Origin of the sequence: Zavarzinia marina, from assembly GCF_021568905.1 — a bacterium.
In the GTDB taxonomy this organism is placed as follows: Bacteria; Pseudomonadota; Alphaproteobacteria; order Zavarziniales; family Zavarziniaceae; genus Zavarzinia; species Zavarzinia marina.
Genome location: NZ_JAKGSB010000004.1, coordinates 394,123 through 419,052 on the forward strand (window position 1 = coordinate 394,123; position 24,930 = coordinate 419,052).

23 protein-coding genes are annotated in these 24,930 nt (G+C 68.1%); 11 read left to right on the forward strand and 12 right to left on the reverse strand.

The features are described 5' to 3' along the window. Nucleotides 1–77 precede the first annotated feature (77 nt). The 4 genes from clpA to L2U69_RS13280 form a co-directional block, all read right to left on the reverse strand. Nucleotides 78–2,426 carry an ATP-dependent Clp protease ATP-binding subunit ClpA gene (gene clpA / locus L2U69_RS13265; protein ID WP_236107588.1) on the reverse strand — a complete coding sequence of 783 codons (2,349 nt, stop codon included), beginning with the start codon at nucleotides 2,424–2,426 and terminating at the stop codon, nucleotides 78–80. Nucleotides 2,427–2,531: 105 nt separating this feature from the next. Beyond that, a complete protein-coding gene (gene clpS, locus L2U69_RS13270; RefSeq protein WP_408065816.1) occupies nucleotides 2,532–2,849 on the reverse strand; it encodes an ATP-dependent Clp protease adapter ClpS in 318 nt (105 codons plus the stop codon). 359 nt (nucleotides 2,850–3,208) lie between these two features. Continuing rightward, nucleotides 3,209–3,670, reverse strand: coding sequence for a phasin family protein (locus L2U69_RS13275; protein WP_236107590.1), 462 nt, complete (start codon nucleotides 3,668–3,670; stop codon nucleotides 3,209–3,211). A 348-nt stretch (nucleotides 3,671–4,018) separates the two neighbouring features. Further along, on the reverse strand, nucleotides 4,019–4,702 hold the full coding sequence (locus L2U69_RS13280; protein ID WP_236107591.1) for a hypothetical protein: 684 nt from the start codon (nucleotides 4,700–4,702) through the stop codon (nucleotides 4,019–4,021). Between the two features lie 272 nt (nucleotides 4,703–4,974). On the opposite strand from L2U69_RS13280, the gene L2U69_RS13285 reads away from it, so the two are divergent. After that, nucleotides 4,975–6,492 (forward strand): D-alanyl-D-alanine carboxypeptidase family protein, encoded by a 1,518-nt coding sequence (locus L2U69_RS13285; protein ID WP_236107592.1) that lies wholly within the window; start codon nucleotides 4,975–4,977, stop codon nucleotides 6,490–6,492. 26 nt (nucleotides 6,493–6,518) lie between these two features. On the opposite strand, the gene L2U69_RS13290 is transcribed toward L2U69_RS13285, so the two are convergent. Next, nucleotides 6,519–8,981: a S8 family serine peptidase gene (locus L2U69_RS13290; protein ID WP_236107593.1), complete on the reverse strand. Its 2,463-nt coding sequence runs from the start codon at nucleotides 8,979–8,981 to the stop codon at nucleotides 6,519–6,521. 206 nt (nucleotides 8,982–9,187) lie between these two features. Between L2U69_RS13290 and L2U69_RS13295 the strand changes: the two genes are divergently transcribed. The 4 genes from L2U69_RS13295 (at nucleotide 9,188) to L2U69_RS13310 (ending at nucleotide 12,301) form a co-directional block, all read left to right on the forward strand. Further along, nucleotides 9,188–9,913 (forward strand): NUDIX hydrolase, encoded by a 726-nt coding sequence (locus L2U69_RS13295; protein WP_236107594.1) that lies wholly within the window; start codon nucleotides 9,188–9,190, stop codon nucleotides 9,911–9,913. Next, on the forward strand, nucleotides 9,903–10,436 hold the full coding sequence (locus tag L2U69_RS13300; RefSeq protein WP_236107595.1) for an NUDIX hydrolase: 534 nt from the start codon (nucleotides 9,903–9,905) through the stop codon (nucleotides 10,434–10,436). The genes L2U69_RS13295 and L2U69_RS13300 overlap by 11 nt, the downstream gene beginning before the upstream one ends. An 84-nt stretch (nucleotides 10,437–10,520) precedes the next feature. Continuing rightward, nucleotides 10,521–10,688 (forward strand): 50S ribosomal protein L33, encoded by a 168-nt coding sequence (gene rpmG / locus L2U69_RS13305; RefSeq protein WP_236107596.1) that lies wholly within the window; start codon nucleotides 10,521–10,523, stop codon nucleotides 10,686–10,688. A gap of 98 nt (nucleotides 10,689–10,786) precedes the next feature. Then, the gene (locus tag L2U69_RS13310) at nucleotides 10,787–12,301 is read left to right on the forward strand and encodes an aldehyde dehydrogenase (RefSeq protein ID WP_236107597.1); all 1,515 of its coding nucleotides are present in this window, start codon (nucleotides 10,787–10,789) and stop codon (nucleotides 12,299–12,301) included. 18 nt (nucleotides 12,302–12,319) lie between these two features. Here the strand turns inward: L2U69_RS13310 and L2U69_RS13315 are convergent, their stop codons facing one another. The 3 genes from L2U69_RS13315 to L2U69_RS13325 form a co-directional block, all read right to left on the reverse strand. Beyond that, the gene (locus L2U69_RS13315) at nucleotides 12,320–14,296 is read right to left on the reverse strand and encodes an alkyl/aryl-sulfatase (RefSeq protein WP_236107598.1); all 1,977 of its coding nucleotides are present in this window, start codon (nucleotides 14,294–14,296) and stop codon (nucleotides 12,320–12,322) included. 182 nt (nucleotides 14,297–14,478) lie between these two features. Next, nucleotides 14,479–14,889 carry a helix-turn-helix domain-containing protein gene (locus tag L2U69_RS13320; RefSeq protein ID WP_236107599.1) on the reverse strand — a complete coding sequence of 137 codons (411 nt, stop codon included), beginning with the start codon at nucleotides 14,887–14,889 and terminating at the stop codon, nucleotides 14,479–14,481. 13 nt (nucleotides 14,890–14,902) lie between these two features. Continuing rightward, on the reverse strand, nucleotides 14,903–16,270 hold the full coding sequence (locus L2U69_RS13325) for a PleD family two-component system response regulator (protein WP_236107600.1): 1,368 nt from the start codon (nucleotides 16,268–16,270) through the stop codon (nucleotides 14,903–14,905). A 219-nt stretch (nucleotides 16,271–16,489) separates the two neighbouring features. Between L2U69_RS13325 and L2U69_RS13330 the strand changes: the two genes are divergently transcribed. From L2U69_RS13330 to L2U69_RS13340, 3 genes are read left to right on the forward strand one after another with little or no spacing between them, the layout of a single operon-like run. Further along, nucleotides 16,490–16,783, forward strand: coding sequence for a DUF3572 domain-containing protein (locus L2U69_RS13330; RefSeq protein WP_236107601.1), 294 nt, complete (start codon nucleotides 16,490–16,492; stop codon nucleotides 16,781–16,783). Then, on the forward strand, nucleotides 16,780–17,460 hold the full coding sequence (locus tag L2U69_RS13335) for a hypothetical protein (RefSeq protein ID WP_236107602.1): 681 nt from the start codon (nucleotides 16,780–16,782) through the stop codon (nucleotides 17,458–17,460). Before L2U69_RS13330 ends, L2U69_RS13335 begins: the two co-directional genes overlap by 4 nt. Nucleotide 17,461: 1 nt before the next feature. Then, a complete protein-coding gene (locus L2U69_RS13340) occupies nucleotides 17,462–18,370 on the forward strand; it encodes an ROK family protein (RefSeq protein ID WP_236107603.1) in 909 nt (302 codons plus the stop codon). Between the two features lie 9 nt (nucleotides 18,371–18,379). On the opposite strand, the gene L2U69_RS13345 is transcribed toward L2U69_RS13340, so the two are convergent. Further along, complete coding sequence (locus L2U69_RS13345) at nucleotides 18,380–19,429, reverse strand: cell envelope integrity EipB family protein (protein WP_236107604.1); 1,050 nt, start codon at nucleotides 19,427–19,429, stop codon at nucleotides 18,380–18,382. 123 nt (nucleotides 19,430–19,552) lie between these two features. Here L2U69_RS13345 and L2U69_RS13350 point away from each other — a divergent pair, with 123 nt between their 5' ends. Beyond that, nucleotides 19,553–20,521, forward strand: a complete 969-nt coding sequence (locus tag L2U69_RS13350) for a 2-hydroxyacid dehydrogenase (protein ID WP_236107605.1) — start codon at nucleotides 19,553–19,555, stop codon at nucleotides 20,519–20,521. Here L2U69_RS13350 and pdxR read toward each other — a convergent pair. Next, the gene (gene pdxR / locus L2U69_RS13355; protein ID WP_236107606.1) at nucleotides 20,505–21,956 is read right to left on the reverse strand and encodes a MocR-like pyridoxine biosynthesis transcription factor PdxR; all 1,452 of its coding nucleotides are present in this window, start codon (nucleotides 21,954–21,956) and stop codon (nucleotides 20,505–20,507) included. The two genes, L2U69_RS13350 and pdxR, sit on opposite strands and share 17 nt — an antisense overlap. 78 nt (nucleotides 21,957–22,034) lie before the next feature. Between pdxR and L2U69_RS13360 the strand changes: the two genes are divergently transcribed. Beyond that, nucleotides 22,035–22,643 (forward strand): pyridoxamine 5'-phosphate oxidase family protein, encoded by a 609-nt coding sequence (locus L2U69_RS13360; protein ID WP_236107607.1) that lies wholly within the window; start codon nucleotides 22,035–22,037, stop codon nucleotides 22,641–22,643. A 34-nt stretch (nucleotides 22,644–22,677) separates the two neighbouring features. On the opposite strand, the gene L2U69_RS13365 is transcribed toward L2U69_RS13360, so the two are convergent. Together L2U69_RS13365 and L2U69_RS13370 are read right to left on the reverse strand one after the other, a co-directional pair. Continuing rightward, complete coding sequence (locus tag L2U69_RS13365; RefSeq protein WP_236107608.1) at nucleotides 22,678–23,271, reverse strand: HD domain-containing protein; 594 nt, start codon at nucleotides 23,269–23,271, stop codon at nucleotides 22,678–22,680. Nucleotides 23,272–23,289: 18 nt separating this feature from the next. Further along, entirely contained in the window at nucleotides 23,290–24,060 is a 771-nt protein-coding gene (locus L2U69_RS13370) for a class II aldolase/adducin family protein (protein WP_236107609.1), read from the reverse strand. A 104-nt stretch (nucleotides 24,061–24,164) separates the two neighbouring features. Between L2U69_RS13370 and L2U69_RS13375 the strand changes: the two genes are divergently transcribed. Beyond that, complete coding sequence (locus L2U69_RS13375) at nucleotides 24,165–24,929, forward strand: Crp/Fnr family transcriptional regulator (RefSeq protein ID WP_236107610.1); 765 nt, start codon at nucleotides 24,165–24,167, stop codon at nucleotides 24,927–24,929. Nucleotide 24,930 lies beyond the last annotated feature (1 nt).

Sequence of the window (24,930 nt, forward strand, 5' to 3'; positions counted from 1 at the left end):
CCGCCGCCGGAATTGATCTGGATCAAATCCGGCGGCGGCGGCCCCTCTTTTTACGGCCGATCAGTGGGTTACCCCGGTCAATGGGTCAGTTCGGGCGTGCGCTCCTCGTCGCCGTCGTCCTCGGAGACCGCCGGCGACGGCTTGTTGGCTTCGATTTCGAAGACCAGCTGGCCGTCCTTGAAGTCGACATGGACCGAACCGCCCCGGGTCAGCTTGCCGAACAGCAGATCGTCCGCCAGCGGCTTCTTGATCCGCTCGGCGATCACCCGGGCGAGCGGGCGGGCACCAAAGGCGGCGTCGAAGCCGGTTTCGGCCAGATGGCTGCGCGCGGCCTGGGAGACCGTGATCTCCACCCCGCGATCGGCGAGCTGGAATTCCAGCTCGGCGATGAACTTGTCGACGACCTTGCCGATGATCTCCGGCGTCAGGCCCGAGAAGGGCACCACCGCGTCCAGCCGGTTGCGGAACTCGGGCGTGAACATGCGCTTGATCGCATCCTCGTCCGCGCCCTCGTTCAGGCTCCTGCCGAAACCGATGGCGGGTTTCGCCGCCTCGGCCGCGCCGGCGTTGGTGGTCATGATCAGGACGACGTTGCGGAAGTCGATCTTCTTGCCGTTGTGGTCCGTCAGCTTGCCGTGGTCCATCACCTGCAACAGGATGTTGAACAGGTCCGGATGGGCCTTCTCGATCTCGTCGAGCAGCAGCACGCAATGGGGATGCTGGTCGATGGCGTCGGTCAGCAGCCCGCCCTGGTCGAAGCCTACGTAACCCGGCGGGGCACCGATCAGGCGCGACACCGTGTGGCGTTCCATATATTCCGACATGTCGAAGCGGATCAGCTCGACGCCCATGATCTTGGCGAGCTGGCGCGCCACCTCGGTCTTGCCGACGCCGGTCGGGCCCGAGAAGAGATAGGCGCCGATCGGCTTCTCCCCTTCGCGAAGGCCGGCGCGGGCCAGCTTGATCGAGGCCGAGAGCGCGGTGATCGCCGCGTCCTGGCCATAGACCACGCGGCGCAGTTCCGGCTCCATGTTGGCGAGCAGGGCCTTGTCGTCCTTGGAGACCGACTTCGGCGGGATGCGGGCGATCTTGGCCACCACCGCCTCGATCTCCTTCACGCCGATGGTCTTGCGCCGGCGCGCCGGCGGCACCAGCATCTGGGCCGCCCCCGATTCGTCGATCACGTCGATCGCCTTGTCGGGCAGCTTGCGGTCGTTGATGTATTTCGCCGCCAGCTCCACCGCCGCCTTGATCGCGTCATTGGTGTAACGCACCTGGTGGTGCTCCTCGAAATAGGGCTTGAGACCCTTGAGGATCTTCACCGCGTCCGACAGCGACGGCTCGTTCACGTCGATCTTCTGGAACCGGCGCAGCAGGGCGCGATCCTTCTCGAAATAGGCGCGGAACTCCTTGTAGGTGGTCGAGCCGATGCAGCGCAGCGAGCCCTGCGCCAGTGCCGGCTTCAGCAGGTTGGAGGCATCCATCGAACCGCCGGAGGTGGCGCCGGCGCCGATCACCGTGTGGATCTCGTCGATGAAGAGGATGGCGCCCGGCGTCTGCTCGATCTCGCCGATCACCGCCTTCAGCCGTTCCTCGAAATCGCCGCGATAGCGGGTCCCCGCCAGCAGCGTGCCCATGTCGAGGGAATAGATCACCGAATTCAGCAGGACCTCGGGCACGTCGCCCTCGACGATCTTGAGAGCGAGGCCCTCGGCAATCGCGGTCTTGCCGACGCCGGGATCGCCGACCAGCAGGGGATTGTTCTTCTGGCGCCGGCACAGGATCTGCACCGTGCGCTCGATCTCGGCTTCGCGGCCGATGACCGGATCGATCCGCCCTTCCGCCGCCTTGCGGTTCAGGTTGACGGCATAGGTCGCCAGCGCCTCGCCCTTCCGCGGGGCCGAGGCATCGCCCTGGCGGCGCTGGGCGCCGCTGTCGCCGCCCTCCTCGTCGGCGCCGCGCACGGCGCGGGTCTCGCCCATGCCCGGGCGCTTGGCGACGCCGTGGCTGATGTAACTGACCGCGTCCAGACGGGTCATGTCCTGCTCCTGCAGGAAATAGGCGGCGTGGGATTCGCGCTCGCCGAAGATGGCGACGAGCACATTGGCCCCGGTCACCTGATCGCGCCCGGAGGATTGGACATGGATCACCGCGCGCTGGATGACGCGCTGGAAGCCGGTGGTGGGTTTCGCGTCCTCGTCGTCCTCGACCACGAGACCTTCCAGTTCGGTCTCGATGTAGCCGGTGAGCTGGCGGCGCAAGAGGTCGAGATCGACATTGCACGCCCGCATCACGCTGGCGGCATCGCTATCGTCGATGAGCGCCAGCAGAAGATGTTCGAGGGTCGCAAATTCGTGGCTTCGCTCGTTGGCGATCGCCAAGGCCCGGTGCAGGGACTTTTCGAGGCTGCGCGAAAAAGACGGCAAGGCACACCTCCCACTTTGCGCCGACCGCCAAACGGGCGGTCACGAGGCCCGGACCCTCGTCGGAGGGGCCGGAAGGCGCGCAAGCTGGCGGAAGGCCCGACGCGCCTATTCCTTCTCCATGGTGCATTGAAGGGGATGCTGGTGTCGACGGGCGAAATCAACCACCTGGGTCACTTTCGTCTCCGCCACCTCATAGGTGAAGACACCGCATACGCCGATACCCTTCTGATGGACGTGGAGCATGATCTGTGTCGCCTCTTCCCGATTCTTGTGGAAAAAGCGCTCGAGCACGTGGATGACGAATTCCATGGGGGTGTAGTCGTCGTTCAGCAACAGCACGCGATACATCGAGGGACGCGCCGTCTTCGGCCGCGTCGCGGTCAGAAGCCCCGTGTTGTGGTCGTCTTCGTCGGCCATGGCCATCGGCGGAGTCATTCGGAAATCGGACATGCTGCACATATTCGCGAGGCTACGGGTCGATCTTGTTGCCGAAGAGATGGGATGCCGCGCCACGATTTCCAACCGCTCATCAGAGGGCGGTTCGGTCCCGCGGATCCGCTGTCATGATTCTGCGCCAAATCGGGCGCTTGACAAGTATTCCCTGCGGCCGCCCGCCGGAACCCAGGGTCCCGCAATGCGAATGCCAAAAGGGATCGAAGCAAAAACGAATGCCGGCGCGGAAGGGCCGCGCCGGCATCGGTACTCGAAATACGTCAACGCGAAATACGCAACGGTACTGCGCCGGCCATGATACGCAAGCCGGCGCTTCGCCGAGCAGCCGATCAGGCGACCGGCTGGGCAAACTTCTTGAAGACGGTGCCGAGCTGGGCGGAAACCGGCTCGATCGCCTCCTGGGTGAACTGAACGGTCATCTCGCCGACCTTGTTGGTGTAGGCGAGGAAGGCGTCGAAGGCGGCCTTGGTGTAGTCGTTCTGCAGGTCGACGACTTCGCGCAGGCTCTTGGCGCCGACGACGGCCTTGGAAACGCCCACCAGGTCCTCGAAGGACTTCTTGGCGTAGGCGGTCGATTCGGCGGTCACGCCTTCGATGCCCTTGGCGGTGATGTTGAAGGACGAGACGAAAGCCTCGTAGGTGTCCTTCGACACGGAACCGGCGTCCTCGAAGGCCTTCAGGGCCTGGTCGATCTTGCCCTTCACCTGTTCGGTGGTCGCCTTGATGGTTTCGGTAGCGGTATCGGTCACTTCGGTGGTCTCCGGTTTGGCGGTCTTTGCTTTGGTGGCCATGTCGATCCCTCGTTCGCGGGTGCTTCATGGGTCAGGTCGGCCAAACGGACTGCCGGCCCGCCGTGGCGATGCGAAAGTGCATCGCGTTTTGCAACAGCATCGCGGCATCGTCGTGTCCCGGATCCCCCGGCCGGCCCCCCGACAGGCCCGGCCCCCAAGGATGCGGCGGGGCGCCGAGCCGGGTACCTCCGGCACCGTCCAGAGCCAACCGAAGTTGCTGCAACGCGGTATGAGGGCAGCGTCGATCCGAACCCACACAAAGTCAAGGGGAATTGTTGCAACGCAGCAAAAATTAGACGAAAGACTAAATTGCCGTGACGCCCAGCCGTTTCCCGTTCCCGCCGACCGTCAGTTCCAACGCGCCACGTTCAGGCCGTTCGCGCCCACCTGCACGACGAAAGGCTTGTCGTCGCCGGGCTTTATGAGGGCGACCGGCCGGAGGTCGAGACCGCGCGGCATGTTCACCGCGACCCCGGTCCGGTCGGCGTCGAACAATTCGCGCGGAAAGCTCAACGCCTCGAACCGGCCGTCGCCCTGCTGGAAGGCATTGTAGTGAAACTGCCCGTTCCGGCAGGCGGCGACGATCCAGTAGAAATTGTCGGAACGCAGGAAAGTGCCGGTCGGCGCCGGCCCCGCAACGTCCGACGCGTCCATGGCGCGTTCCAGCCGGGCCGTGCGGGCGGCATCGATGCCGACGCTCGCCGTCTCCGCCGCGACCAGCGGCCCCTCCGGGCTGAACGCCAGGATGCTGGCCGGCCCCCAGGCATATTGATCGATGCGGGCGCCATAGTCCGTGAAGGCGACTTCATAGGCGCGCACCTGTTCGCGCCAGACCGCATTGTAGACGAAACGGACGCGGTCGGACGCCCCCGCCGCGCAGGCCTGCCTGACGTCGTCGCCCGACAGATAGCGGTACCAGGTCGGCAGCCGCGCCATGGTCCCGGAAACGGGCCCGTTCGGCATGCAGCCGGCGAGCGCGAAACCGGTGCTGAGGACGGCCGCGCGCCAGGCGCGGGCACGAAATTTCGCCATTCGATGCACTCCCAGATTCCCGAAGACGTCGCTTCGACCCCGTCATACCCGCGACCGGTGGCGAGCATGCGCCGACTGCTTTCCGACGCCAAGCGGGCGAAATTAGGGCGACTTGGCGTCACCCTTTGAGTCCAATCCTCAAAAATATCCCACAACCTTCGGATTCCATGGACATTCCCGGCCTCGGCCCTTATCGTCGGGGCGGGCAATTACGAAACGGGGGCGAACCGATGCGGGGTGCGCTTTCACGGGTCTGGTCGGCTTTGGCCCGTATGACGTCGAATGGTGACAATCAGCGTGATCGCGGCCGGCGCCGCTCCGCGCGGCCGCCGCTGCTCGTGCTCGCGGCCGCCATGGCCGCCGCTCTCGCCGCCACCGCCGGTCCCGCCCTCGCCCGCGCTCCCTATTCCGCCGTCGTCATCGACGCCACGACGGGCCACGTCATCCTGTCAGACAGCCCGTCGGCCAAGCGCCACCCGGCGTCCCTGACCAAGATGATGACCATCTACATGGCGCTCGACGCGGTCAAGGCGGGCGCCCTCACCATGGACCAGCGCCTGACCGTCTCCGCCAATGCCGCCTCGCGGGAGCCGACGAAGCTGGGCCTGCGCCCGGGCCAGACGATCACCGTGAAGAACGCGATCATGTCGCTGATCACGCTTTCCGCCAACGACATGTCCGTCGTCCTGGCCGAGGCGATCGCCGGCAGCGAGGACGCCTTCGCCGCCCGCATGACCGCCCGCGCCCATCAGCTCGGCATGACCGACACGCTGTTCCGCAACGCCAACGGCCTGCCGGACCCGGCCCAGGTGACCACGGCCTACGACATGGCCCGCCTCGGCCTCGCGCTGATGCGCGACCATCCGGATTATTACGACCTGTTCTCGACCCAGAAGTGGCGCTTCGGCGGCAAGGTGATCACCAACCACAACCGCATGCTGGGCCGCTACAAGGGCACCAACGGCATCAAGACCGGCTATATCCGCGCCTCCGGCTTCAATCTCGTGGTCTCGGTGGAGCGCAACGGGCGCCATCTGGTCGGCGCCATCTTCGGCGGCACTTCGGCACGGTCGCGGGACGACCGCATGATCCAGCTTCTCGACGCCGCCTTCGTCCGGCTGGAGACCAAGCCTGAACTGGTGGCCAAGGCCCGCGTGATCCTGCCCGATTCCGTCGGCACGCCGCGCGTCACCGTCGCCCTGGCGCCGGTCGAGCCCGAGGTCCTGCCCACCCAGAAGCCGGCCCCGGCCGACATCGCGCTCGCCGTCGGCGCCCTCGACGCCAAGATCGCCGAGATCAGCCGCGGCGAGGAAGACGAGGCCGAGGCCGATTACGCCGAAACGCCCGCGCCGGCCCCACCGGCGATCGCCACCGTGGCCCTTGCCGATGCGCCGGTCCTGCCGACGCCGCGCCCCGACCCGCAAGGCACCTCGGCGCCCGCGGCCGTGGCGGCCAATACGCTCGACGCGCAACTGATGGAAGCGCGCGCCCGCGCCGCCGCCGGCGAGACATGGGGCGTGCAGATCGGTGCCTTCCGGCGCCAGGACGCGGCCATGGACCATCTGCGCACCGCCAGCCGTCTGGCGCCCGGCGTGCTCGACGAGGTCCGCATGGCGATCCATCAGGGCACCGACGACAAGGGCACGATCTACCGCGCGCGCTTCGTCGGCCTGACCGAGAACGGCGCCCGCAGCACCTGCCTCGAACTGCGCCAGAAGTCGGTTTCCTGCATTGCCCTGAAGATGCCGCCGACCCTGGCCGCGACCGCCGTCGCCGGCACGTCGGACTGACGCGGCGCCTGCCCACCAGACGGCGGTCAGGCGAGCAGCAGCCAGTCGTCCACCCCCAGCAGGTCGGTCACGTCCGACACGAGGCCGAGGTCCGCCGCGATCTCGCCCTGCACCAGCAGGCGGTCGCCGTCGCCCAGGTCGATGACGATACCGTCGTCGCGCACCCGGACGAAATCGAGGATCGTTTCCCCGTCGGCGAAATCGAAGCCCGCGAATTCGATGGTATCGCCCTCGGCGGCGGAGAAGTCGAAGATCCGGTCGATACCCCCGCCCACCTCATAGACGAAGACGTCGCCCCCCGCCTCGCCATAGAGGCGGTCGCGGCCTTCGCCGCCCTCCAGACGATCGGCGCCGTCGCCGCCATAGATCAGATCGTCGCCGAGACCGCCGACGATCAGGTCGTCGCCCGTTTCGCCATAGAGGTGGTCGACGTCGTCGCCGCCGTCGAGCATGTCGTTGCCGTCGCCGCCGTAGAGCCGGTCGAGCTCGCCGTCGCCGAACAGCGTATCGTCGTCCTCGTCGCCGTAGATGATGTCCCGGCCCGCGCCGCCCGTCGCCGAATCGTTCCCGGCACCGCCATAGAAGCGGTCGGCGCCCTCGCCGCCCTCCATCGCGTCGGCCCCGCCGCCGCCGGAAATCCGGTCGTCGCCGGGACCGCCGGCGATATGGTCGTCGCCGCCGAAGCCATAGAGCACGTCGCGCCCCCGGCCGCCCTCGAAGCCGTTGTCGGCGCCATTGCCGATGACGCGATCGTCGCCATGGGTGCCGACGACATTCTCGATCACCGTGCCCGCGGCCAGCGCGAGCGACTGGCCTGCCAGGGTGCTGCTGCGGCCGTCCCGAAGGTCGACGGTGACCGCATCGCTGAGCGCGGCGACGTTCAGCGTATCGGTGCCGCCGTCGTCGGCGAGCGGCGGCGCGCTGGCGCCATAATCGGCGAATTCGTCGGTGAAGACATAGAGACCGTCGTCGCCCGTCGTGGTGCCGTAGAAATGCAGCGCCCAGGCCTGGACCGAGCCCGTGCCCCCGGTGCCCTGGTCCTCGACCACCAGGCTCCAGGTGCCGGCCGGGGCTTCGCCCCAATGGTGATTGGTGGAAAAGGTGAAGTTCAGGCCCGACTGCGCCAGCGTGCCGTCGCCCGGCCGATCGACCAGCACGCTGTCCGTGCCGTCGGGCGAGATCAGATGGACCACGAGATCGCCGACGAAATCATGATCCGTGATCAGGTCGACCTCCACCCATTCGATGGTGAAGGCCCCCGCGGCCTCCGCCCCCACCGTCGCGGTCAGGGTCAGATCGCCCAGGTCGGGAATGGCGGCGGCGCCGACGTCGACGGGCACGGTCAGCATGTCTTCCGACGCCCGGTCGCCGTCGGGCGTCCAGGTCTCGGCCAGGCGGACGGCGGCGACGGCATCGACCAGGCCGAAGCCGAAATCGTGGCTGACGTGATAGCCGCCGCCGTTCCAGGTGGTGGCGCCGTTCCGTTCCCAGCTGCCGCCGTCCAGGTCGATGCCCTTGGCGCTGGCCGCCAGGATGGCCTGGACGTCGCGATAGCCGAGGTCCGGATTGGCCTCCAGCATCAGGGCGACGACGCTGGAGACGATGGGCGCGGCGAACGACGTGCCCGAGACATAGACATAATCGGCCGACGGCGCGTTCGGCTGCGTGGTGTCGGCATGGGTCGTCGCGATCGAGGTGCCCGGGGCGGCGACCAGGATGCTGGCGCCGGGTGTCGAGAAACTGGCGACATGGCCCTGCTTGTCGCTGGCCGCCACCGTGATGGTGCCGCGCTGGTTGCTGAAGCTGTGGTAATTGGTGTTGTCGCCATCCAGGCTGGCGTCGCCTTCGACATATTGACGGTCGTTGCCCGCCGAGAAGACGAAGACCGTGCCGAGACCGCCGCGCCCTTCGGTCAGGGCGGTCTCGAACGCGCTCTCGACACCGTCGAACCAGGAGGCACGGAAATTGTCGCCGAAGGGCGTGACCAGGCCCCAGCTGCTGTTGCTGACGTCGACCGAAGCCTGGCGCGCCAGCAGGTCGGCGATTTCGCCGAGCGTCGAGCCGTCGCCGCCGAAGCGGATGTAGAAGCCGGCCATGGTCGATTCGGGCGCGCCGCCGACCAGCCCCGTATCGCCCGACTGGCCGGCGCCGATCACCCCGGAAACCCAGGTCCCGTGCAGGTCGCCGGCATCGTCCGGATTGATGTCCCGGCTCCCCGCGCCGTCGCGCGGATCATAGGAAAGGTCGAGGTCGAAACGACCCGCCAGATCGACGTGGCCGGTATCGAAGCCCTCGTCGATGATCCCGACGACCACCCCGGCCCCCGTGTATTCCTGCCAGACATCGACCAGTGGCACCGACCACGGATTGACGACGCCATATTGGTCCGGCGCTCCGAAATGCCATTGATAGTCGAACAGTGAATTGTTCAAAGTCGACAAATTGAAATTGGGCGCGACGAGATCGGAAGTGCGTGTATTCCTCGTCATTGTTTCCTCCCTCTTCGGCCCAATTTTTTTGCGGGAATTTTCTTCCCGGGAAGTTAACCCTAGTCCTGTTTGATGTTTTCTTCACCCCCTGGCATCGCAGGGGTTGAGAAAGGAGACCCGGTGGCAGCGTGTCGTCTCGGGCCTTTGCGACGCGGGCACCGCTCTCGGGGCTTTGCGGCGCCCGCGCCGCGGGGCAGGATGGCGCCATGTCCGATGCCGTCCCCCCGTCCGAGTCCGCGACCTTCAATGACCCGACCCCGGGCGAACGGAAGGGCCTGTCCCGCGCCGTCCGCCCCCGCGATGCCGCCACCCTGATCCTGCACCGCGCCGGCCCGGGCGGCGTCGAGCTGTTGATGGGACGGCGCCATGAAGGTCATCGCTTCATGCCCGGCCAATGGGTCTTCCCGGGCGGTCGCCTGGACCGGGGCGATCTCCATGCACCGGCGACGCCACTTTCGCCGGCGGTCGCCGCCGCGCTCGGCCGGGCCGCGCCGCCGCGCCGGGCCCATGGTCTCGGCGTCGCCGCCGTGCGCGAAACCTTCGAGGAGACGGGGCTGATGATCGGCGCGGCCGATCCGAGGGCGCCGCGTCTCGCCGGCGGGCCGCTCGACGCCTTCGGCGCGGCGGGACTGGTACCGGCACTGGACGTATTGGAATTCGTCGCCCGCGCCGTCACCCCGCCCTATCGCCCGATGCGCTTCAATGCGCGCTTCTTCCTGGCGCCGGCCGAGGCGGCCCTGGGCGAGGCCCGCCCCTCTCCCGAGCTGACCGAAGTCGCCTGGGTGCCCCTGGCCGACGCCCGGCGCCTGGACCTGCCGCGCATCACCGGCGTCGTGCTCGGCGTGATCGAACAGCGCCTGTCCGGCGCCGACCGGCGCATCCCCGCCTTTTCGTACCGCCACGGCCGCCGGATCGTCGATTATGACGGTTGAGCCCAAGGCGCCGCGCGTCCGCGCCCGCCCGGCCGCCAGCCTGATCCTGATCGGGCCGGACGACAGCGTACTGATGGGCCGGCGCCCGCCGCGCAGCCGCTTCGCCCCCGACGCCTGGGTCTTTCCCGGCGGCAGGGTCGATGCCGGCGACGGCCGCCACGCCTGCTGTTTCCGCGCCGCCGCCGTGCGCGAAACCTTCGAGGAGACGGGGCTGACGGTGCCGGCCGACCGGCTCAGCCCGCTCGGCCGGGCGATCACGCCGAGCAACAGCCCGATCCGCTTCGACGCCCGTTTCTTCATCGCCCATGCCGGCGATGCATTGCGCGGGGCGCCGCTGGTCACCAATGGCGAATTCACCGAATTGCACTGGCTGCCGCTGGCCCGCGCCCGCGCCCTGCCCCTGATGGACGTCACCGAAATCATGCTGGACGAGGCGCTGACGCGGCGGGCCGGCGGGCCGGACGGCGTGCTGACCCTGTCCTATCGCGGTCCTCATACGTTTTTGCGCCGCCTGCCCGCCTAAGCCGAACTTGACAAGCGGCCGCGCCCGAGTATGTTCGCGGTTCATTTTTTCGAGGCGCGCCTGCCGCGCCTGTTGGAGTCTGTCATGGCAAAGCCGACCACGCTGAAGATCAAGCTCGTCAGCACCGCGGAGACCGGGTACTTCTACGTCACCAAGAAGAACCCGCGCACCAAGACCGAGAAGCTGTCGTTCAAGAAGTACGACCCGGTCGTGCGCAAGCACGTCGAGTTCAAGGAAGCCAAGATCAAGTAAGGCGCATTTCGCGCATCTGATCCGCAGCCAGCCTGCTTGTTCGCGCCAATGGCGGCCCTTAAGGTGCCGCCATTGCTGTTTCGAACGGAGAAATGCGGATGGCTGCCTCCCAATCTCGCGGTCCCCAGACCCTCGATCAATGGGAAGCCCGCGCCGGCGCGCTCGACTTCCGCCATCTCGCCTTCATCGACGGCCGCTTCGTGCCCGCCGTCTCGGGCAAGACCTTCCCCTGCATCTCGCCGACCGACGGCCGTGTGCTGACCCATGTCGCCGCCTGCGAGGCGGACGACGTCGATGTCGCCGTGGCCTCGGCGCGCCGCGTGTTCGACTCCGGCGCCTGGTCGCGCATGGCGCCGCGCGGGCGGAAGAAAATCCTGCTGAAATTCGCCGAGCTGATGCGCCGCCACGCCGAGGAACTGGCGCTGCTCGAGACCCTCGACATGGGCAAGCCCATCGGCGATTCCCTGGGCGTGGACGTGCCCGGTTCCGCCAATACGATCCAGTGGTACGCCGAGGCGATCGACAAGGTCTATGACGAGATCGCGCCGACCGCCCACAATGCGATCGGCCTGATTACCCGCGAGCCGGTCGGCGTCGTCGGCGCCGTGGTGCCCTGGAACTTTCCCCTGCTGATGACCTGCTGGAAGCTGGGCCCCGCGCTCGCCACCGGCAATTCCGTCGTCCTGAAGCCGGCGGAACAGAGCCCGCTGACCGCGCTCCGCCTCGCGGAACTCGCCATCGAGGCCGGCCTGCCCGCCGGCGTCCTCAATGTGGTGCCGGGCTTCGGCGAGACGGCGGGGGCCGCGATCGGCCTTCACATGGACGTCGACGCCCTCACCTTCACCGGCTCGACCCAGGTCGGGAAATATTTCCTGGAATATTCCGGGCGCTCGAACATGAAGGCGGTCAGCCTGGAGTGCGGCGGCAAGTCGCCCCACATCGTCATGGCCGACTGCGCCGACCTCGACCTCGCCGCGACCAAGGCGGCCTGGGGCATCTTCTACAATCAGGGCGAAGTCTGCACCGCCGGCTCCCGCCTCCTGGTCGAGGAACCGATCAAGGAGGAATTCCTCGAGAAGCTGGCCAAGGTCGCGGCCGGCATCCAGCCGGGCAACCCGCTCGATCCCGCGACCAAGATGGGCGCCATGGTCGACGAGCAGCAGATGGAACGGGTGCTGTCCTATATCGAGACCGGCAAGGACGACGGCGGCGAAGTGATCCTGGGCGGCCAGCGCGCGCGCCTCAACAGCGGCGGCTTCTATGTCGAGCCGACGATCTTCGACAAGGTCCGGCCCCACGCGAGGATCGCCCAGGAGGAGATCTTCGGCCCGGTGCTCTCGACCCTCACCTTCAACGGCCTCGACGAGGCGATCCGGATCGGCAACGACACGATCTACGGCCTGGCCGCCGCGATCTGGACCAAGGACATCGACAAGGCCATGGGTGCCGCCAGGGCGCTGCGCTCCGGCCTCGTCTGGGTCAACGGCTGGGACGAGGACGATATCACCATGCCGTTCGGCGGCTTCAAGCAGTCGGGCTTCGGGCGCGACCGCTCGCTCCACGCCATGGAGAAATACACGCAACTGAAGTCGACCTGGATCAGCATCCGCTGATCCAGGCCATCGTCTGATTTACGGCGTCACGATCGCGAAATCGGCCGACGGGCGCTTCAGGGCGCCGAAGATCGCCGCGACCGCCTGGGGATCGCCCTCGATCTTGATCGCTTCCGCGGCGATCATGTCCGGCATCTTCGCCATGCCCGACATCACCATGAGGAAAGCCGCGCGGTTCGCCGTCAGGGTCGCGGCCGCCCCGTCCTTCGTGCCCGTCTCATGGCCGAGCACGCTGTTGGCCAGCGTCAGGGCGAAAGCCTCGTCCCGGTCCGGGAAGACGAGATTGACGGTCAGCGCCTTGTCCGCGGCCTTCGCGGGATCGACCATCACCGCCATCAGGTCGAACAGCAGGGCCGTGTCCATGGCGCGCACCGTGTCGATGGCGACCGAACGCGGCAGCGGTATGCGCTGGCCCGAGCGGAGTTCCGCCGCCCCCGAGAGATAGATGTTGCGCCAGGGCGCGCTTTCCGCCTGATAGCCCATCTGCTCGTAGGCATCGGCCAGCAGTTCGCGCGCGGCCGCGTGTTCCGGCTCGGCGAAGACGACATGCTTCAGGATTTCCGCCACCCAGCGGTAGTCGCCGGCGGCGAAGGCGACGCGCGCCTTCTCCACGACGGCATCGGCGCCGCCGAAGGCTTCGACGTAGTGTTTCGCCGCCTCCTCGGGCGGCAGGGGATTGAGCGACGACGGATTGCCGTCGTACCAGCCCATGTAGCGCTGATAGACCGCCTTCGAATTGTGGCTCATGGTCCCGTAGTAACCCTTGTTGTACCATTCGCGAGCCAGCACCGGCGGCAGGGCGATGCGCTCCGCGATCTCCTCGCCGGTATAGCCTTCGTTCATCAGGCGCACCGTCTCGTTGTGGAGATAACGATAGGCGTCGCGGTGCTTGGTGATGTAGTCCTTGATCTCGTCGCGGCCCCAGCGCGGCCAGAAATGGCTGGTGAACATCACGTCCGTGCGGTCGGCGAAGAGACGCGCGGATTCGCCCAGATAGTCGGCCCAGGCCTTGGCATCGCGCACCAGGGCGCCGCGGAGCGTCAGCACGTTGTGCATGGAGCCGTTGGCGTTCTCGGCGAGGCAGAGCGCGTTCCACTGTGGCAGGAAGATGTTCATCTCCGCCGGGGCCTCGGTGCCCGGCGTCATCTGGAATTCCAGGGTGACGCCGTCGATCACCATGGTCTGGCCGGTCTCGGTGATACTGTCGGTCGGCGGAATCAGGGTGACCGTGCCGGCCGAGAGCGCCGGGCCGATGCCGGTCGAAAGCTGCCCTTCAGGCCCCTTGGGCAGCAGGGTGCCGAACATGAAGGTGGCGCGCCGGCCCATGGCGTTGCCCGCGATGACGTTCTCGCTGACCGCATGCTCGGTGAAGCCCTCGGGTGCGATGATCTTCACCTTGCCGGAATCGACGTCCGCCTGTTCGACGACGCCGCGCACGCCGCCGTAGTGATCGGCATGGCTGTGGGTATAGATGACGGCGTGGATCGGCTTCAGGCCCAGCTTCGACGAGACCAGGTCATAGGCGGCCGAGGCCATTTCGGTCGACAGCAGGGGGTCGATGACGATCCAGCCGGTCTCGCCCTCGATGAAGGTGATGTTGGAAATGTCGAAGCCGCGCACCTGGTAGATGTGGTCGGCGACCTTGAACAGGCCGTGGCGCGCCAGGATCGCGGCGGTGCGCCACAGGCTGGGATTCACCGTCGGCGGCGCCGGCTGCTTCAGGAAGTCGTAGGCGCTGAAATCCCAGACCACGCGGCCGTCCGCGCTCTTGATCACGGGGTCGGACATGGTGGCGATGAAGCCCCGGCCGGCGAAATCCTCGTCGCGCCTGTCGTCGACGGGCAGGGTGGCGGCCACGGCCGCATTGGCGGCGACGGTGCTTTCCGTCGCGGGTTTCGGTGCCGTGGCGCCGCCCGCCGGGCCCCCGCCCTCGCCCATCGCCCCCGCCGACCACAGCACGGTCGCGGCCAGACCGCAGCCGATCCTTCTCAGCATGCCCTTCATCCTTTTCCTCCCGCCGCCCCGGTTCATGCCGGGGATCCTTGGTCGCGGCAGGATTTCACGGCGCCGGACGCGGCGGCAATGCCCGATCCGGGCAGGGGCCGAGGCCGGGAGGCCAGATCCGGGAGGCCAGATCCGGGAGGCCAGATCCGGGAGGCCAGATCCGGGAGGGGGTCTCAGGTCGGATCGTCGGACAGCAGGGAGCGGATGGCGAAGGCGGTGCGCTGGCGCGCGGCGACACTGTCCCTGAAATAGGCGGCGCCGGCGTGATAGCGCCCGGCCTCGTCCTGGACCAGATAGCCCCGGTTCAGCAAGGTGCCGATCTTGCGCCGCAGGGTCTCGCGCGGGATGCCGGTCAGGCGCGAGAGGCGCAGCAAGGGCATGCCCGACGCATCACCGTCCAGCAGTTGCCGGACGAGAAGGCGCATCACGGCGCCCTGTTCGTCGCCGCCATGCAGGCGCTGACGCTCTACGGCGATGACGTCGAGAAGGTCGAGCAGACGCCGCACGTCCTCGATGCCCTGGGCGTCGAGGCCCGGAACCTCGACCGGGAAAACCGCATCGCCGGTCTTCCGCGAGCTGGTCATGGGGCGACGCCCGTCATGTCATGGTGACCCGGTTGCGCCCCTCCGCCTTCGAGCGGTAGAGCGCCTCGTCGGCCCGCCGGATGACCTCCCCGGGGCGCTCGCCCTCGGCGATCTGGGCGACGCCCGCGGAGACCGTGACCGAAATTTCCCGCCCGTCGCCGATGTGGAAGGGCTCCTGCGCCGTCACGCGCACCAGGCGATCCGCGATCATGCGTGCCTCGTCGGCCATGGTCTCGGGCATGACGACGATGAATTCCTCGCCGCCGTAGCGCGCCGCCAGATCGACGCCGCGCACGTTCATCCGGATGCGATGGGCGAACTGCTTCAGCACGGCATCGCCGGCGGCATGGCCATAGGTGTCGTTGATCGACTTGAAGTGATCGAGGTCGAGCAGCATGAGGACGGTGCTGCGACGCTCGCCGCCCCGGTCCTGATCCATGCGCGCCGACAGATGGTTCTCGAGATAACGCCGGTTGTAGAGCCCGGTCAGCGGGTCGATCAGCGCCATTTCGGCGGTCTTCTGCATGGTCGCGCGCAAGCGGTCCTGATAGATCTTGCGGCGCAGCTGGGAATTCACCCGCGCCTGCAGTTCCGCCTTGTCGATCGGCTTCGTGACATAGTCGTTCACACCGAGATCGAGGGCGCGCAACAGCGAGCGGTCGTCGCCGCCCTTCGACAGAACCAGCACCGGCACCTGTCGCAGCCGTTCGGAGGCGCGCAGAAAGGCGCAGAGGCGCAGCCCCTGCTGACCCGGCAGGGCCAGGCTGACGACGACCAGATCCCAATCCGCCTCGGTGACCGCCTGACGGGCCGCCGCCTCGTCGCCGACGACGCGCAGCCCCGAATGGTTCGACAGGATCGGCTTGAGCGCGTCGACGGAGGCCGGGTCATCCTCGACCACCAGGATCGGGGCACCGGCGATCGCCGCCGCGTCCCGCGCCTGATCGGACAGCGAGACGAGGCCGAGGGACAGACCCGTCACCTCGCGCAGGCGCAATTCGTCGAACATGGTCTTCAGCCGCACGAGATTGCGCACGCGGGCGAAGAGCGCGACGTCGTTCGTCGGCTTGGTCAGGAAATCGTCGGCGCCGGCCTTGAGCCCGGCGATCCGGTCCGACGGGTGGTCGAGGCCGGTGATCATCACCACCGGAATGTGACTGGTCAGAGGGTCGGCCTTGAGACGGCGGCAGACCTCGAAGCCGTCGATGTCCGGCATCATGACGTCGAGCAGGATGATGTCGGGATTTTCGGTCCGGGCCTTTTCCAGGGCTTCCTGTCCGCTGCCGGCCAGGGCGACTTCGAAGAATTCCGCGACGAGCTTGGCCTCGAGCACTTTCCGGATGACATGGACGTCGTCGACCACGAGTACTTTGGCTGTCATCCCCGCCCCGTAGGCTGCCCAGCCGAGCCGGGCCATTCGAAGAAACGCGACACCGAACACGCGCTCCTAAAACTCGGCGTTGACCCGGGGGCCGGCCGCCCATCATGTTGACACCGACATCCCGCTTTCGGGACCATCCGTCACCCCTCCGCAGGGCTCCATAGCACTACAATGAATCCGCCGTGAAGCGAAGTCCGATCAGGGGTGTAAAAGAGGTAAATGGCCATGAAAACAGACCGGGCGGAAACCATCGCCCTGCTTGCTCTTGCCCATATCGCGGGTGACGAGGACCTGCTGCATCGCTTCATGGCGGACTCGGGCATGGATTCAACCGAGCTGCGAATTTCAGCCGCCGATCCCGCGCAATTGGGCGGGATTCTGGACTTCATCCTGGGCGACGAGGCGCGCGTGCTGGATTTCGCCGCCGCCGCCGGTCTCGACCCGGAAGAGCCGATGCGGGCCCGCCTGACCCTGTCGGGCGCCTATGTCGAAGGGCGCGGGACGATCCAATGAGCAGCGAGACGCCGCGCATCCACGACGCCGTCATGCCCCAGCTCGACGCGCTCGAGCTTCTGGAGGGCCGGCCCCTGGTCATCACCGACGCGGACGAGGTGCTGTTCCTCTTCGTCCAGGGTTTCGAGGCCTATCTCGAGGACAACGGCTTCTATCTCGATCTGTCGTCCTTCGCCCTGGTCGGCAACATCCGCCGCGCCGACACCGAGGACATGGCCCCGGTCGAAGAGGCGAAGGCCCTTCTCGACGGCTTCTTCCGCGAACGCACCGAGACCATGACCCCGGTGCCCGGCGCCGCCGAAGCCCTGGCCGCCCTGGCCGAGCGGGCCCAGGTGGTGGTCCTCTCGAACCTGCCGGATTCGTCGCGCGGGGCGCGGGAGAAGGCGCTGGCGCTGGCCGGCATGCCCTATCCGATCGTCGCCAATACCGGCCTGAAGGGTCCGGCCGTGCGCCACATGGCGGACCGCGTGCGCGCGCCCGTGTTCTTCCTGGACGACATTCCCCACAATCACACCTCTGTCGCCCAGGCGGCGCCCGACGTGCAGCGCGTCCATTTCATCGCCGATCCGCGCCTGGCGCGGCTGATCGGCCCGGCCGAGCATTGCCACCACCGGGTCGACGACTGGGCGGAAGTGCGGCGCCTGATCGAACGGGAACTGGCCGACATCGGGTGGTGAGATGAGCGGCTTTCGTCACGGTGTCGACCTCGGCGGCACCAAGACCGAGATCGTCACCCTGGACGACGGCGGCCGCGAAGTGTTCCGGCGCCGCGTGCCGACGGCGCGCGGCGACTATCGTGCCCTCGTTCACGCCATCGCCGGTCTGGTCGCGGCGGCGGACGAAGCCGTCGGGGCCGCCGGCCATGTCGGCGTCGGCATTCCGGGCGCGATCTCGCCCGCGACCGGCCTGGTGAAGAATGCCAATACCACGGAACTGATCGGGGAAGACCTGCGCGGCGACCTGGCGACGGTCCTGGGCCGGCCCGTCCGTCTCGCCAATGACGCCGATTGTTTCACCCTGTCGGAGGCGACGGACGGCGCCGGCGCCGGCTTTCGCACGGTCTTCGGCGTCATTCTCGGCACCGGCGTCGGCGGCGGCATCGCCGTCGATGGGCGCCTGCTGTCCGGGCCCAACGCGATCGCCGGGGAATGGGGCCACAATCCCCTGCCCTGGCCGGCCGACGACGAACGCCCCGGCCCCGCCTGCTATTGCGGCAAGCACGGCTGCATCGAGACTTTCCTTTCGGGGCCCGGCTTCCGTCTCGATCATCGCGGGCGGACCGGCGCCGACATGACCACGCGGGAGATCGTGACGGCGGCCGAGGGCGGGGAACCGGCGGCGCGGGAAAGTCTGTCGCGATACGCCGCGCGTCTCGCCCGGTCGCTGGCGACGGTGGTCAACGTACTGGACCCGGACGTGATCGTGCTGGGCGGCGGCATGTCCAACATCGATGCGATCCATGACGCCGTGCCGGCGCGGATCGGCCGCCACGTCTTCTCCGACCGATGCGACACGCCGATCCGGCGCGCGCGTTTCGGCGATTCGTCTGGTGTCCGCGGTGCCGCCTGGCTGTGGCCCTCGACCTGAGCCGAAGCCTCAGCAATCGGGGCGGGGCATGGCCTCGATCCGGGTCAGCAGGGCGTCGATCGAGAAGTCGCCGTAGGCCATCTCCATGTCGCCCGAGACGCCGTTGTCGTAGAGGCGGAAACCGACCTCATACTCCGGCAGTTCCTCGTTGTCGTCGATGCCGAAGAAGGCGAGGCGCACGGGCCAGGACGGTCTGCCGCGCAGCATCTCGCCCGCCTTGCCCTCCGCGAGGCGCGGCGGATCGGCGACGGCGGAACCGCCGATGACGCCGACCACGTGACTGGCGATGGTGTCGTCCGATCCGTCGAACAGGGTGCGGGTCACGAAACGCTCGTCGTTCCGCGCCGCGCGCAGCAGGTCGACCGTATGCATGGTCGGGAAGACGGTGCCGGGGATCAGGTTCGCCGTCGTCTCCTCCGGCCTGGTGTAACGCACCACGCCACCGCCGTCCTTCAGTTCGGCGGTGCCTTCATAGGCTTCATCCTCCTCGCCGTTGACACTGTGGCGGGTCGAGAAGCGAAAGCGCTTGCCGTCCATGGATTCCCAGTTCACGACCCGGAAATCGGTGGTCGAATAGGAACCTTCGCCATCGCCGAGACGCATGCGCAACTGCTGGGTCAGGGTGTAGCCGTCGCAGACGTCGGCGAATTCGATCACCATGCGCCCCTCGGCCACGGCGACGCCGGAACCCGGCCGATTGCGCCCGAGGACGAGATCATAGACGGCGCGATGGCCGGCAAGGCGGATGTCGGTCGCGGGTTCGGGCGCGGCCTCCGCGGCCGGCGGCGATTCGGGCGCCGGCTTCGGCGCCACGGCGGCGGCCGGCACCTCGTTCACCGCGACATCGGATTCCGCCGGCTCGTCGACGGCTCCTGCGGCCGCCGTTCCGTCCGACGGGGGCGTGCCGGACTCGGGCACGGTTTCGACGAGAGCCGGCACCTCCCCGCCCGCGGCGGCGTCGACGGCGGCGGCATCCTCGCCGCCCCCGAAGAATGCCCATCGTGCCAGGAAGAAAATCGCGACCAGAGCGGTCGTCAGGACCAGTGCCCGCCGTAACATCGGCTCGTTACCTCCCACCCGAATCGGGTGTCCTGCAAATATGACATGCTTCATGCCACGACAAGAATGCGGCCACAGTTGGACTTGCTCTCGCATCCGCACTGTTGCCAGACTGCCACCACCATGTCCCGTTCCGCCACCGTTCTGATCGCCCGCCCCCTGCCCGCCGCCTGCGAGGCGCGGCTGGATGCACTGTTCTCGACGCGGCGCCCGCCCGGTGACGGACCCCATCCCCTGCCCGAACTGCTGGCCCGGGCGGAAGGCTGCGACGGCCTTCTGGTCACCCTGACCGAAAAGCTGGACCGCGCCGCCCTCGCCGCCCTGCCGGCGGGTGTCCGCGTCATCGCCACCATGTCCGTCGGCTTCGATCACATCGACGTGGAAGCCGCGCGGACGCGCGGCATCGCCGTGACCAATACCCCCGGCGTCCTGACCGAGGCGACGGCGGATCTCACCCTTCTCCTGATGCTGGGCGCCGCCCGCCGGGCGAAGGAGGCGGCGGCCCTGATCGCCGAGGACCGCTGGGGCCCCTGGTCGCCCACCGGGCTGCTCGGCCTCGATCTCGGCGGGCGCCGGCTCGGCATTCTCGGTCTCGGGCGGATCGGGGCGGCGGTGGCGCGGCGGGCGCGCGCCTTCGGCATGGAGATCCACTACCACGGCCGCCGAAGGGCCCCGCCCGAGATCGAGGCCGATGCCCGCTATCACCCGCGGCTCGAGGATCTGCTGGCGGTTTCCGACGTCCTGAGCCTGAACGCCGCCTCGACCGATGCGACGCGCGGCATCATCAACGCCCGGACCCTGGCCCTGCTGCCAAAAGGCGCGATCCTGGTCAACAGCGCGCGCGGCGACCTGGTCGACGACGATGCCCTGATCGAGGCCCTGCAAGGCGGCCGCCTGTTCGCCGCCGGGCTCGACGTGTTCAGGGGCGAGCCCCGGATCGACGCGCGTTACCGCGAGCTGCCCAATGTCTATGCCCTGCCCCATATCGGCAGCGCCACCCTCGAGACGAGGACCGCCATGGGCATGTGCGCCATCGACAATCTGGACGCCGTCCTGAACCGGGACGGCATCGCCCTCAACCCCGTGACCTGAGCGCGGGATCGGCCAGCGCCCTGGCGAGACGGGCGACCGCCGGCCCGATCGCCGCCGCCTCGACCGCCGCGAAGCCGAGTTGCAGCCCCGAAACGTCCCGCGTCTCCAGTGCCGTCCGGGACAGGGCGGGCGCGACGATGCCGGCACGAAGCGCCGCACGCGCCGCCGCCGCGTCGTCCATCCCCGCCAGCCGGAACGCGAGCTGGATGCCGACCTCCGCCGGCAGCAGGCTGCCGTAATCCGACAGATCCCGTTCGCAAGCCGCGATCAGGGCGGCGCGGCGTTCGCGATAGAGACTGGAGAGGCGCCCGAGATGGGCGGCGAAATGCCCTTCCATCATGAAATCCGCCAGGGTCGCCTGCAACAGCAGGGGCGGCACCTGACCGGTATGGCGGATGGCGATCGCCGCCGGTTCGACCAGCATGGGCGGCAGCAGGGCATAGCCGATCCGCAGCGCCGGCGCGAAGGACTTGCCGAAGGTGCCGACATGGATCACACGCCCGCGCGGCGCGAGACCGTGCAGGGGCGCCAGCGGCGGCCCCTCGAAGCGGAATTCGCCGTCGTAATCATCCTCGATCACCCAGGCGTCCGCCGCCTCCGCCGCGCGCAGCAGTTCCAGCCGGCGCGGCAGGCTCATGGCGACGCCGGTCGGATATTGATGCGACGGCGTGACATAGACGAGGCGGGGCGACGGCGCCCGCGCAAGGCCGGCGGCGACCACGATCCCTTCGCCGTCCACGGGCACCGGCACGAGGTCGAGACCGGCGGCGGTGAAGGCGCCGCGCGCGCCGAGATAGCCCGGATCCTCGATCCAGACCTGCTCTCCCGCATCCGCCAGCAGCCGGGCGAGGAAGTCGAGCGCGCCCTGCGATCCGGTCGTCACCAGCACCCGTTCCGGCTCGATGGCGATGCCCCGGCTGGCGGCGACATGGCGCGCGATCGCCTCGCGCAGCGGCGGCCAGCCCGCCGCATGCTCGAAGCCGAGCAGGGCCCGGCTCGACTGGCGCAGGCGCCGCGCCATCAGCCGCGACCAGAGGGCGCCGGGAAAGACGTCGAGCGCGGGCAGGCCGGGCACGAAGGCGCCATCCGCCCGCCCGGCGCCCCGTTCGATACCGGCAAGCGCGGCCCCCCGGTCCGACAGGCGGCCGGCCGGCGCCACCGGCGCGGGCCGCAGCAGGGCGGCATCCAGCGCCGCCACCCGCGTTCCGGCCGCGCCCCGCGCCACGACGAAGCCGTCCGCCGCCAGCCGTTCCAGGGCCGCCGTCACCGTATTGCGGCCGAGGCCGAGATCGGCGGCGAGCGCGCGGCTGGCCGGCAGGCGCTGGCCGGGGCGCAATCGTCCCTCCAGGATCGCCGCCCGCAGGCCTTCATAAAGTTGGGCGGCCAGCGGGCGGCCCCCGTCCCGGTCCAACCCGCGCGCGATTGCATCCAGCATCTTGGCCCCATCCCATTCGGCAACATGGCTCTTCCGGCAGGGCCAAGTTGGGCACAGATTGACGGCAGGAGGCAAGCCATGACCCATAGCGAGACTTTTCCCGTCACCGAGAACACGCGCCTGCGGCGCCTGCCCAGGCGCGGGTCCTACGACCATGCCGCGGTCCATGCGATCCTGGACGAAGCCCTGGTCGCCCATGTCGGCTTCATCGGCAGCGCCGGCCAGCCCGTGGTGCTGCCGACCGCCTTCGCCCGGCGCGGCGATGTGGTGATCCTCCACGGTTCCGTGGTCGGGCGTCTGATGAAGACCCTGGCCGAGGGCGTGCCGCTGTGCCTGACCGTCACCCTGCTGGACGGTCTGGTGCTGGCGAAATCCGCCTTCCATCATTCGATGAATTATCGCTCGGTCACGGTCTTCGGGCACGCCCGGCTGGTGACCGGCGCAAACGAGAAGGAAGCCGCCCTGCGCGCCCTGACCGAGCGCCTGACGCCCGGCCGCTGGGATGCGCTGCGTCCCGTCACCGCCAAGGAAGTGGCGGCGACCACGGTGCTGGAACTGCCGCTTCTTGAAGCGGTGGCCAAGACCCGCTCCGGCCCGCCGGTCGACGATGCCGAAGACCTGGACTGGCCGGTCTTCGCCGGGGTCGTGCCGCTGTCCATGGTGGCCGGCGACGCGATCCCGGCGTGAAATCCGCCGCCCCGGCCTCGGCCGGGGCGGGATCTCATTCGCCTTTCATGTAGATGCTGTTGCGCGGGCGCGAGATTACCCGCCGCACCATGGGCCGAAAGGCTTCCAGCGGCATGGATTCGAAATTCGGATCGAAACAGTTCTGGTCGAATTTCTCGCAGAATTCCGCCGTATATTCGAAGTTGGGATGGCCCCGGTACTTCTCCCGCATGTCCCGGTCGAGACCGAGGAAGTGGAAGAAATAGTACCCCTGGAAGATCCCGTGCTTCTCCACCATCCAGTGGTTCCGCTCCGAGACGAAGGGCTTGAGGACCGCCGCCGCGATGTCGGCGTGATTGTAGCTGCCCAGGATGTCGCCCATGTCGTGGAACAGGGCGCAGACGACATATTCCTCGTCCCGGCCCGCCTGATGGGCGCGGGTCGCCGACTGCAGGCTGTGGGTCAGCCGGTCGACGGCGAAGCCGCCGACCTCATTGTCCAGCAACTTCAGATGATCGAGCAGGCGGTCGGCCTGCTGGGCCTGGAACGGCAGTTCGCAGGTGATGATCTTGGCCCAATCCTCCATCGTGCCGTCTTCCATGCTGTGGAAGCGGGCGGTGGGGATCTCGGTGCCGCCGTCATGTGGCATGGTGCAGGTCCTTCCCGGTCAGTCGCGGAAGCTGGGATCGATGCGATCCAGCTTGCGCAGCAGGGCGCCCCAGGCGAGATGGGCCAGCATGCCGAGGTTGCGGCCCTGCTCCATCGTCGTCTGCTTCACGCTTTCGGGCGGCTCCACCACATTGTCCGCCGCGAGTGCGGCGACCTGCTGGGCGCAGGCACGCTCCAGGGTGAAGATGCGCAGCCAGGCCTCGGCGACCGACATGCCAACGGCCATGGTGCCGTGGTTGCGCAGGATCATCATGTTCCTGGTGCCGAGATCGTGCTGGAGCCGTTCCCGCTCGTCGAGATTGAGGGCGATCCCCTCATAGGCGTGATAGGCGACGTCCTCGATCACCGTCAGGGCGTTCTGGGTGATCGGCATCAGGCCCTGGGCATGGCAGGACACGCCGACGCCGGCATCGGTGTGGAGATGGAGCACGCAGCCCGCATCCTCGCGCGCCGCATGGACGGCGGAATGGATGGTATAGCCGGCCGGATTGATGAAGCTTTCCGTCTCCATCAAGATGTTGCCGTCGAGATCCACCTTCACCAGGCTCGACGCCGTGATCTCCTCGAACAGATAGCCGTAGGGATTGATCAGGAAGTGGTGGTCCGAATTCGGCACCCGGGCCGAGATATGGGTGAAGATCAGGTCGTCCCAGCCGTGCAGCGCCACCAGGCGATAGGCGGCGGCGAGATCGACGCGCGTCTGCCATTCCTCGGGGCTGACCTGTTCGCGGATCGAACGGCCGGACGTCTTCAAAGCCACGGTCGACATGTTTTCTCTCCTCCCACCTTCGTTGGTGATCGTTTTCCCTTGTACGCGAGAAGCACGCGGCGGAATGTCATCAAGTTGACAATCCAGTGGCGGGACGAGGCCCCATGGTCAAACCCGACCGGCCCGAATTCGATCGGCCCGAATTCGATCGGCCGAAACACGATCGGCCTGAGATCGACAGGCCGGACCCGGAACGCGCCGCCCGCCTGGCGGCCGGTCGCGGCTGGCTGGCGGAACAGCCCGAAGACTTCCGCCGCCTGGTCCTGGCCGGCGCCCGCCTCATCGAGCGTCAGCCGGGGGAATATGTCTACGCCATGGGCGATCCACCCGATGGACTCTACGCCCTGGTGGCCGGCCGGCTCAAGTTCGTCAACTTTCTGACCAGCGGCCGCGAGGTCGGCACCTGGCTGACGGAACCGATCGACTGGTTCGGCGAAGTGTCCATGTTCGACGGCAAGCCCCGGCTGCAGAGCGTCATCGCGGTCGAACGCTCCCGCGTGCTGCATCTGCCCAGCCCCGCCTTCTTCGCGATCGTCGAGGCGGAACCGCGCTTCTGGCGCAATTTCGCGCTGATCCTGTCGAACCACCTGCGCACCGCCATGCGCTTCCTCGAGGAAGTGGCGCCGGAGGCGAGCCACATCAGGATCGCCCGCCTGCTTCTGATGATGGCCGCCGGCGAAAGCGACCGTGACCCGGTGGCCGGCGCCGTCGTCACCGTCAACCAGGACCATCTGGCCGCCACCGCCGGCCTGTCGCGCCAGAGCGTGAACAAGGCCCTGAAGCGCCTGGAGGGCGCGGGCCTGATCGAGCGGCGCTATGGCGCGGTGATCCTGATCGATCCCGCCCGGCTCGGCGAACTCGGCCGCTGAT

What these genes read in the sequence shown, in the direction of transcription:
- L2U69_RS13370 (WP_236107609.1), bottom strand. Translation starts at nt 24,060, where the DNA reads ATGTCGACCGTGGCTTTGAAGACGTCCGGCCGTTCGATCCGCGAACAG.
- L2U69_RS13320 (WP_236107599.1), bottom strand. Translation starts at nt 14,889, where the DNA reads ATGACCAGCTCGCGGAAGACCGGCGATGCGGTTTTCCCGGTCGAGGTT.
- L2U69_RS13315 (WP_236107598.1), bottom strand. Translation starts at nt 14,296, where the DNA reads ATGCTGAGAAGGATCGGCTGCGGTCTGGCCGCGACCGTGCTGTGGTCG.
- L2U69_RS13360 (WP_236107607.1), top strand. Translation starts at nt 22,035, where the DNA reads ATGACCCATAGCGAGACTTTTCCCGTCACCGAGAACACGCGCCTGCGG.
- pdxR (WP_236107606.1), bottom strand. Translation starts at nt 21,956, where the DNA reads ATGCTGGATGCAATCGCGCGCGGGTTGGACCGGGACGGGGGCCGCCCG.
- L2U69_RS13285 (WP_236107592.1), top strand. Translation starts at nt 4,975, where the DNA reads ATGACGTCGAATGGTGACAATCAGCGTGATCGCGGCCGGCGCCGCTCC.
- L2U69_RS13275 (WP_236107590.1), bottom strand. Translation starts at nt 3,670, where the DNA reads ATGGCCACCAAAGCAAAGACCGCCAAACCGGAGACCACCGAAGTGACC.
- rpmG (WP_236107596.1), top strand. Translation starts at nt 10,521, where the DNA reads ATGGCAAAGCCGACCACGCTGAAGATCAAGCTCGTCAGCACCGCGGAG.
- L2U69_RS13345 (WP_236107604.1), bottom strand. Translation starts at nt 19,429, where the DNA reads ATGTTACGGCGGGCACTGGTCCTGACGACCGCTCTGGTCGCGATTTTC.
- L2U69_RS13365 (WP_236107608.1), bottom strand. Translation starts at nt 23,271, where the DNA reads ATGCCACATGACGGCGGCACCGAGATCCCCACCGCCCGCTTCCACAGC.
- L2U69_RS13335 (WP_236107602.1), top strand. Translation starts at nt 16,780, where the DNA reads ATGAGCAGCGAGACGCCGCGCATCCACGACGCCGTCATGCCCCAGCTC.
- L2U69_RS13280 (WP_236107591.1), bottom strand. Translation starts at nt 4,702, where the DNA reads ATGGCGAAATTTCGTGCCCGCGCCTGGCGCGCGGCCGTCCTCAGCACC.
- L2U69_RS13330 (WP_236107601.1), top strand. Translation starts at nt 16,490, where the DNA reads ATGGCCATGAAAACAGACCGGGCGGAAACCATCGCCCTGCTTGCTCTT.
- L2U69_RS13375 (WP_236107610.1), top strand. Translation starts at nt 24,165, where the DNA reads ATGGTCAAACCCGACCGGCCCGAATTCGATCGGCCCGAATTCGATCGG.
- L2U69_RS13325 (WP_236107600.1), bottom strand. Translation starts at nt 16,270, where the DNA reads ATGACAGCCAAAGTACTCGTGGTCGACGACGTCCATGTCATCCGGAAA.
- L2U69_RS13350 (WP_236107605.1), top strand. Translation starts at nt 19,553, where the DNA reads ATGTCCCGTTCCGCCACCGTTCTGATCGCCCGCCCCCTGCCCGCCGCC.
- clpS (WP_408065816.1), bottom strand. Translation starts at nt 2,849, where the DNA reads ATGGCCATGGCCGACGAAGACGACCACAACACGGGGCTTCTGACCGCG.
- L2U69_RS13300 (WP_236107595.1), top strand. Translation starts at nt 9,903, where the DNA reads ATGACGGTTGAGCCCAAGGCGCCGCGCGTCCGCGCCCGCCCGGCCGCC.
- L2U69_RS13295 (WP_236107594.1), top strand. Translation starts at nt 9,188, where the DNA reads ATGTCCGATGCCGTCCCCCCGTCCGAGTCCGCGACCTTCAATGACCCG.
- L2U69_RS13340 (WP_236107603.1), top strand. Translation starts at nt 17,462, where the DNA reads ATGAGCGGCTTTCGTCACGGTGTCGACCTCGGCGGCACCAAGACCGAG.
- L2U69_RS13310 (WP_236107597.1), top strand. Translation starts at nt 10,787, where the DNA reads ATGGCTGCCTCCCAATCTCGCGGTCCCCAGACCCTCGATCAATGGGAA.
- L2U69_RS13290 (WP_236107593.1), bottom strand. Translation starts at nt 8,981, where the DNA reads ATGACGAGGAATACACGCACTTCCGATCTCGTCGCGCCCAATTTCAAT.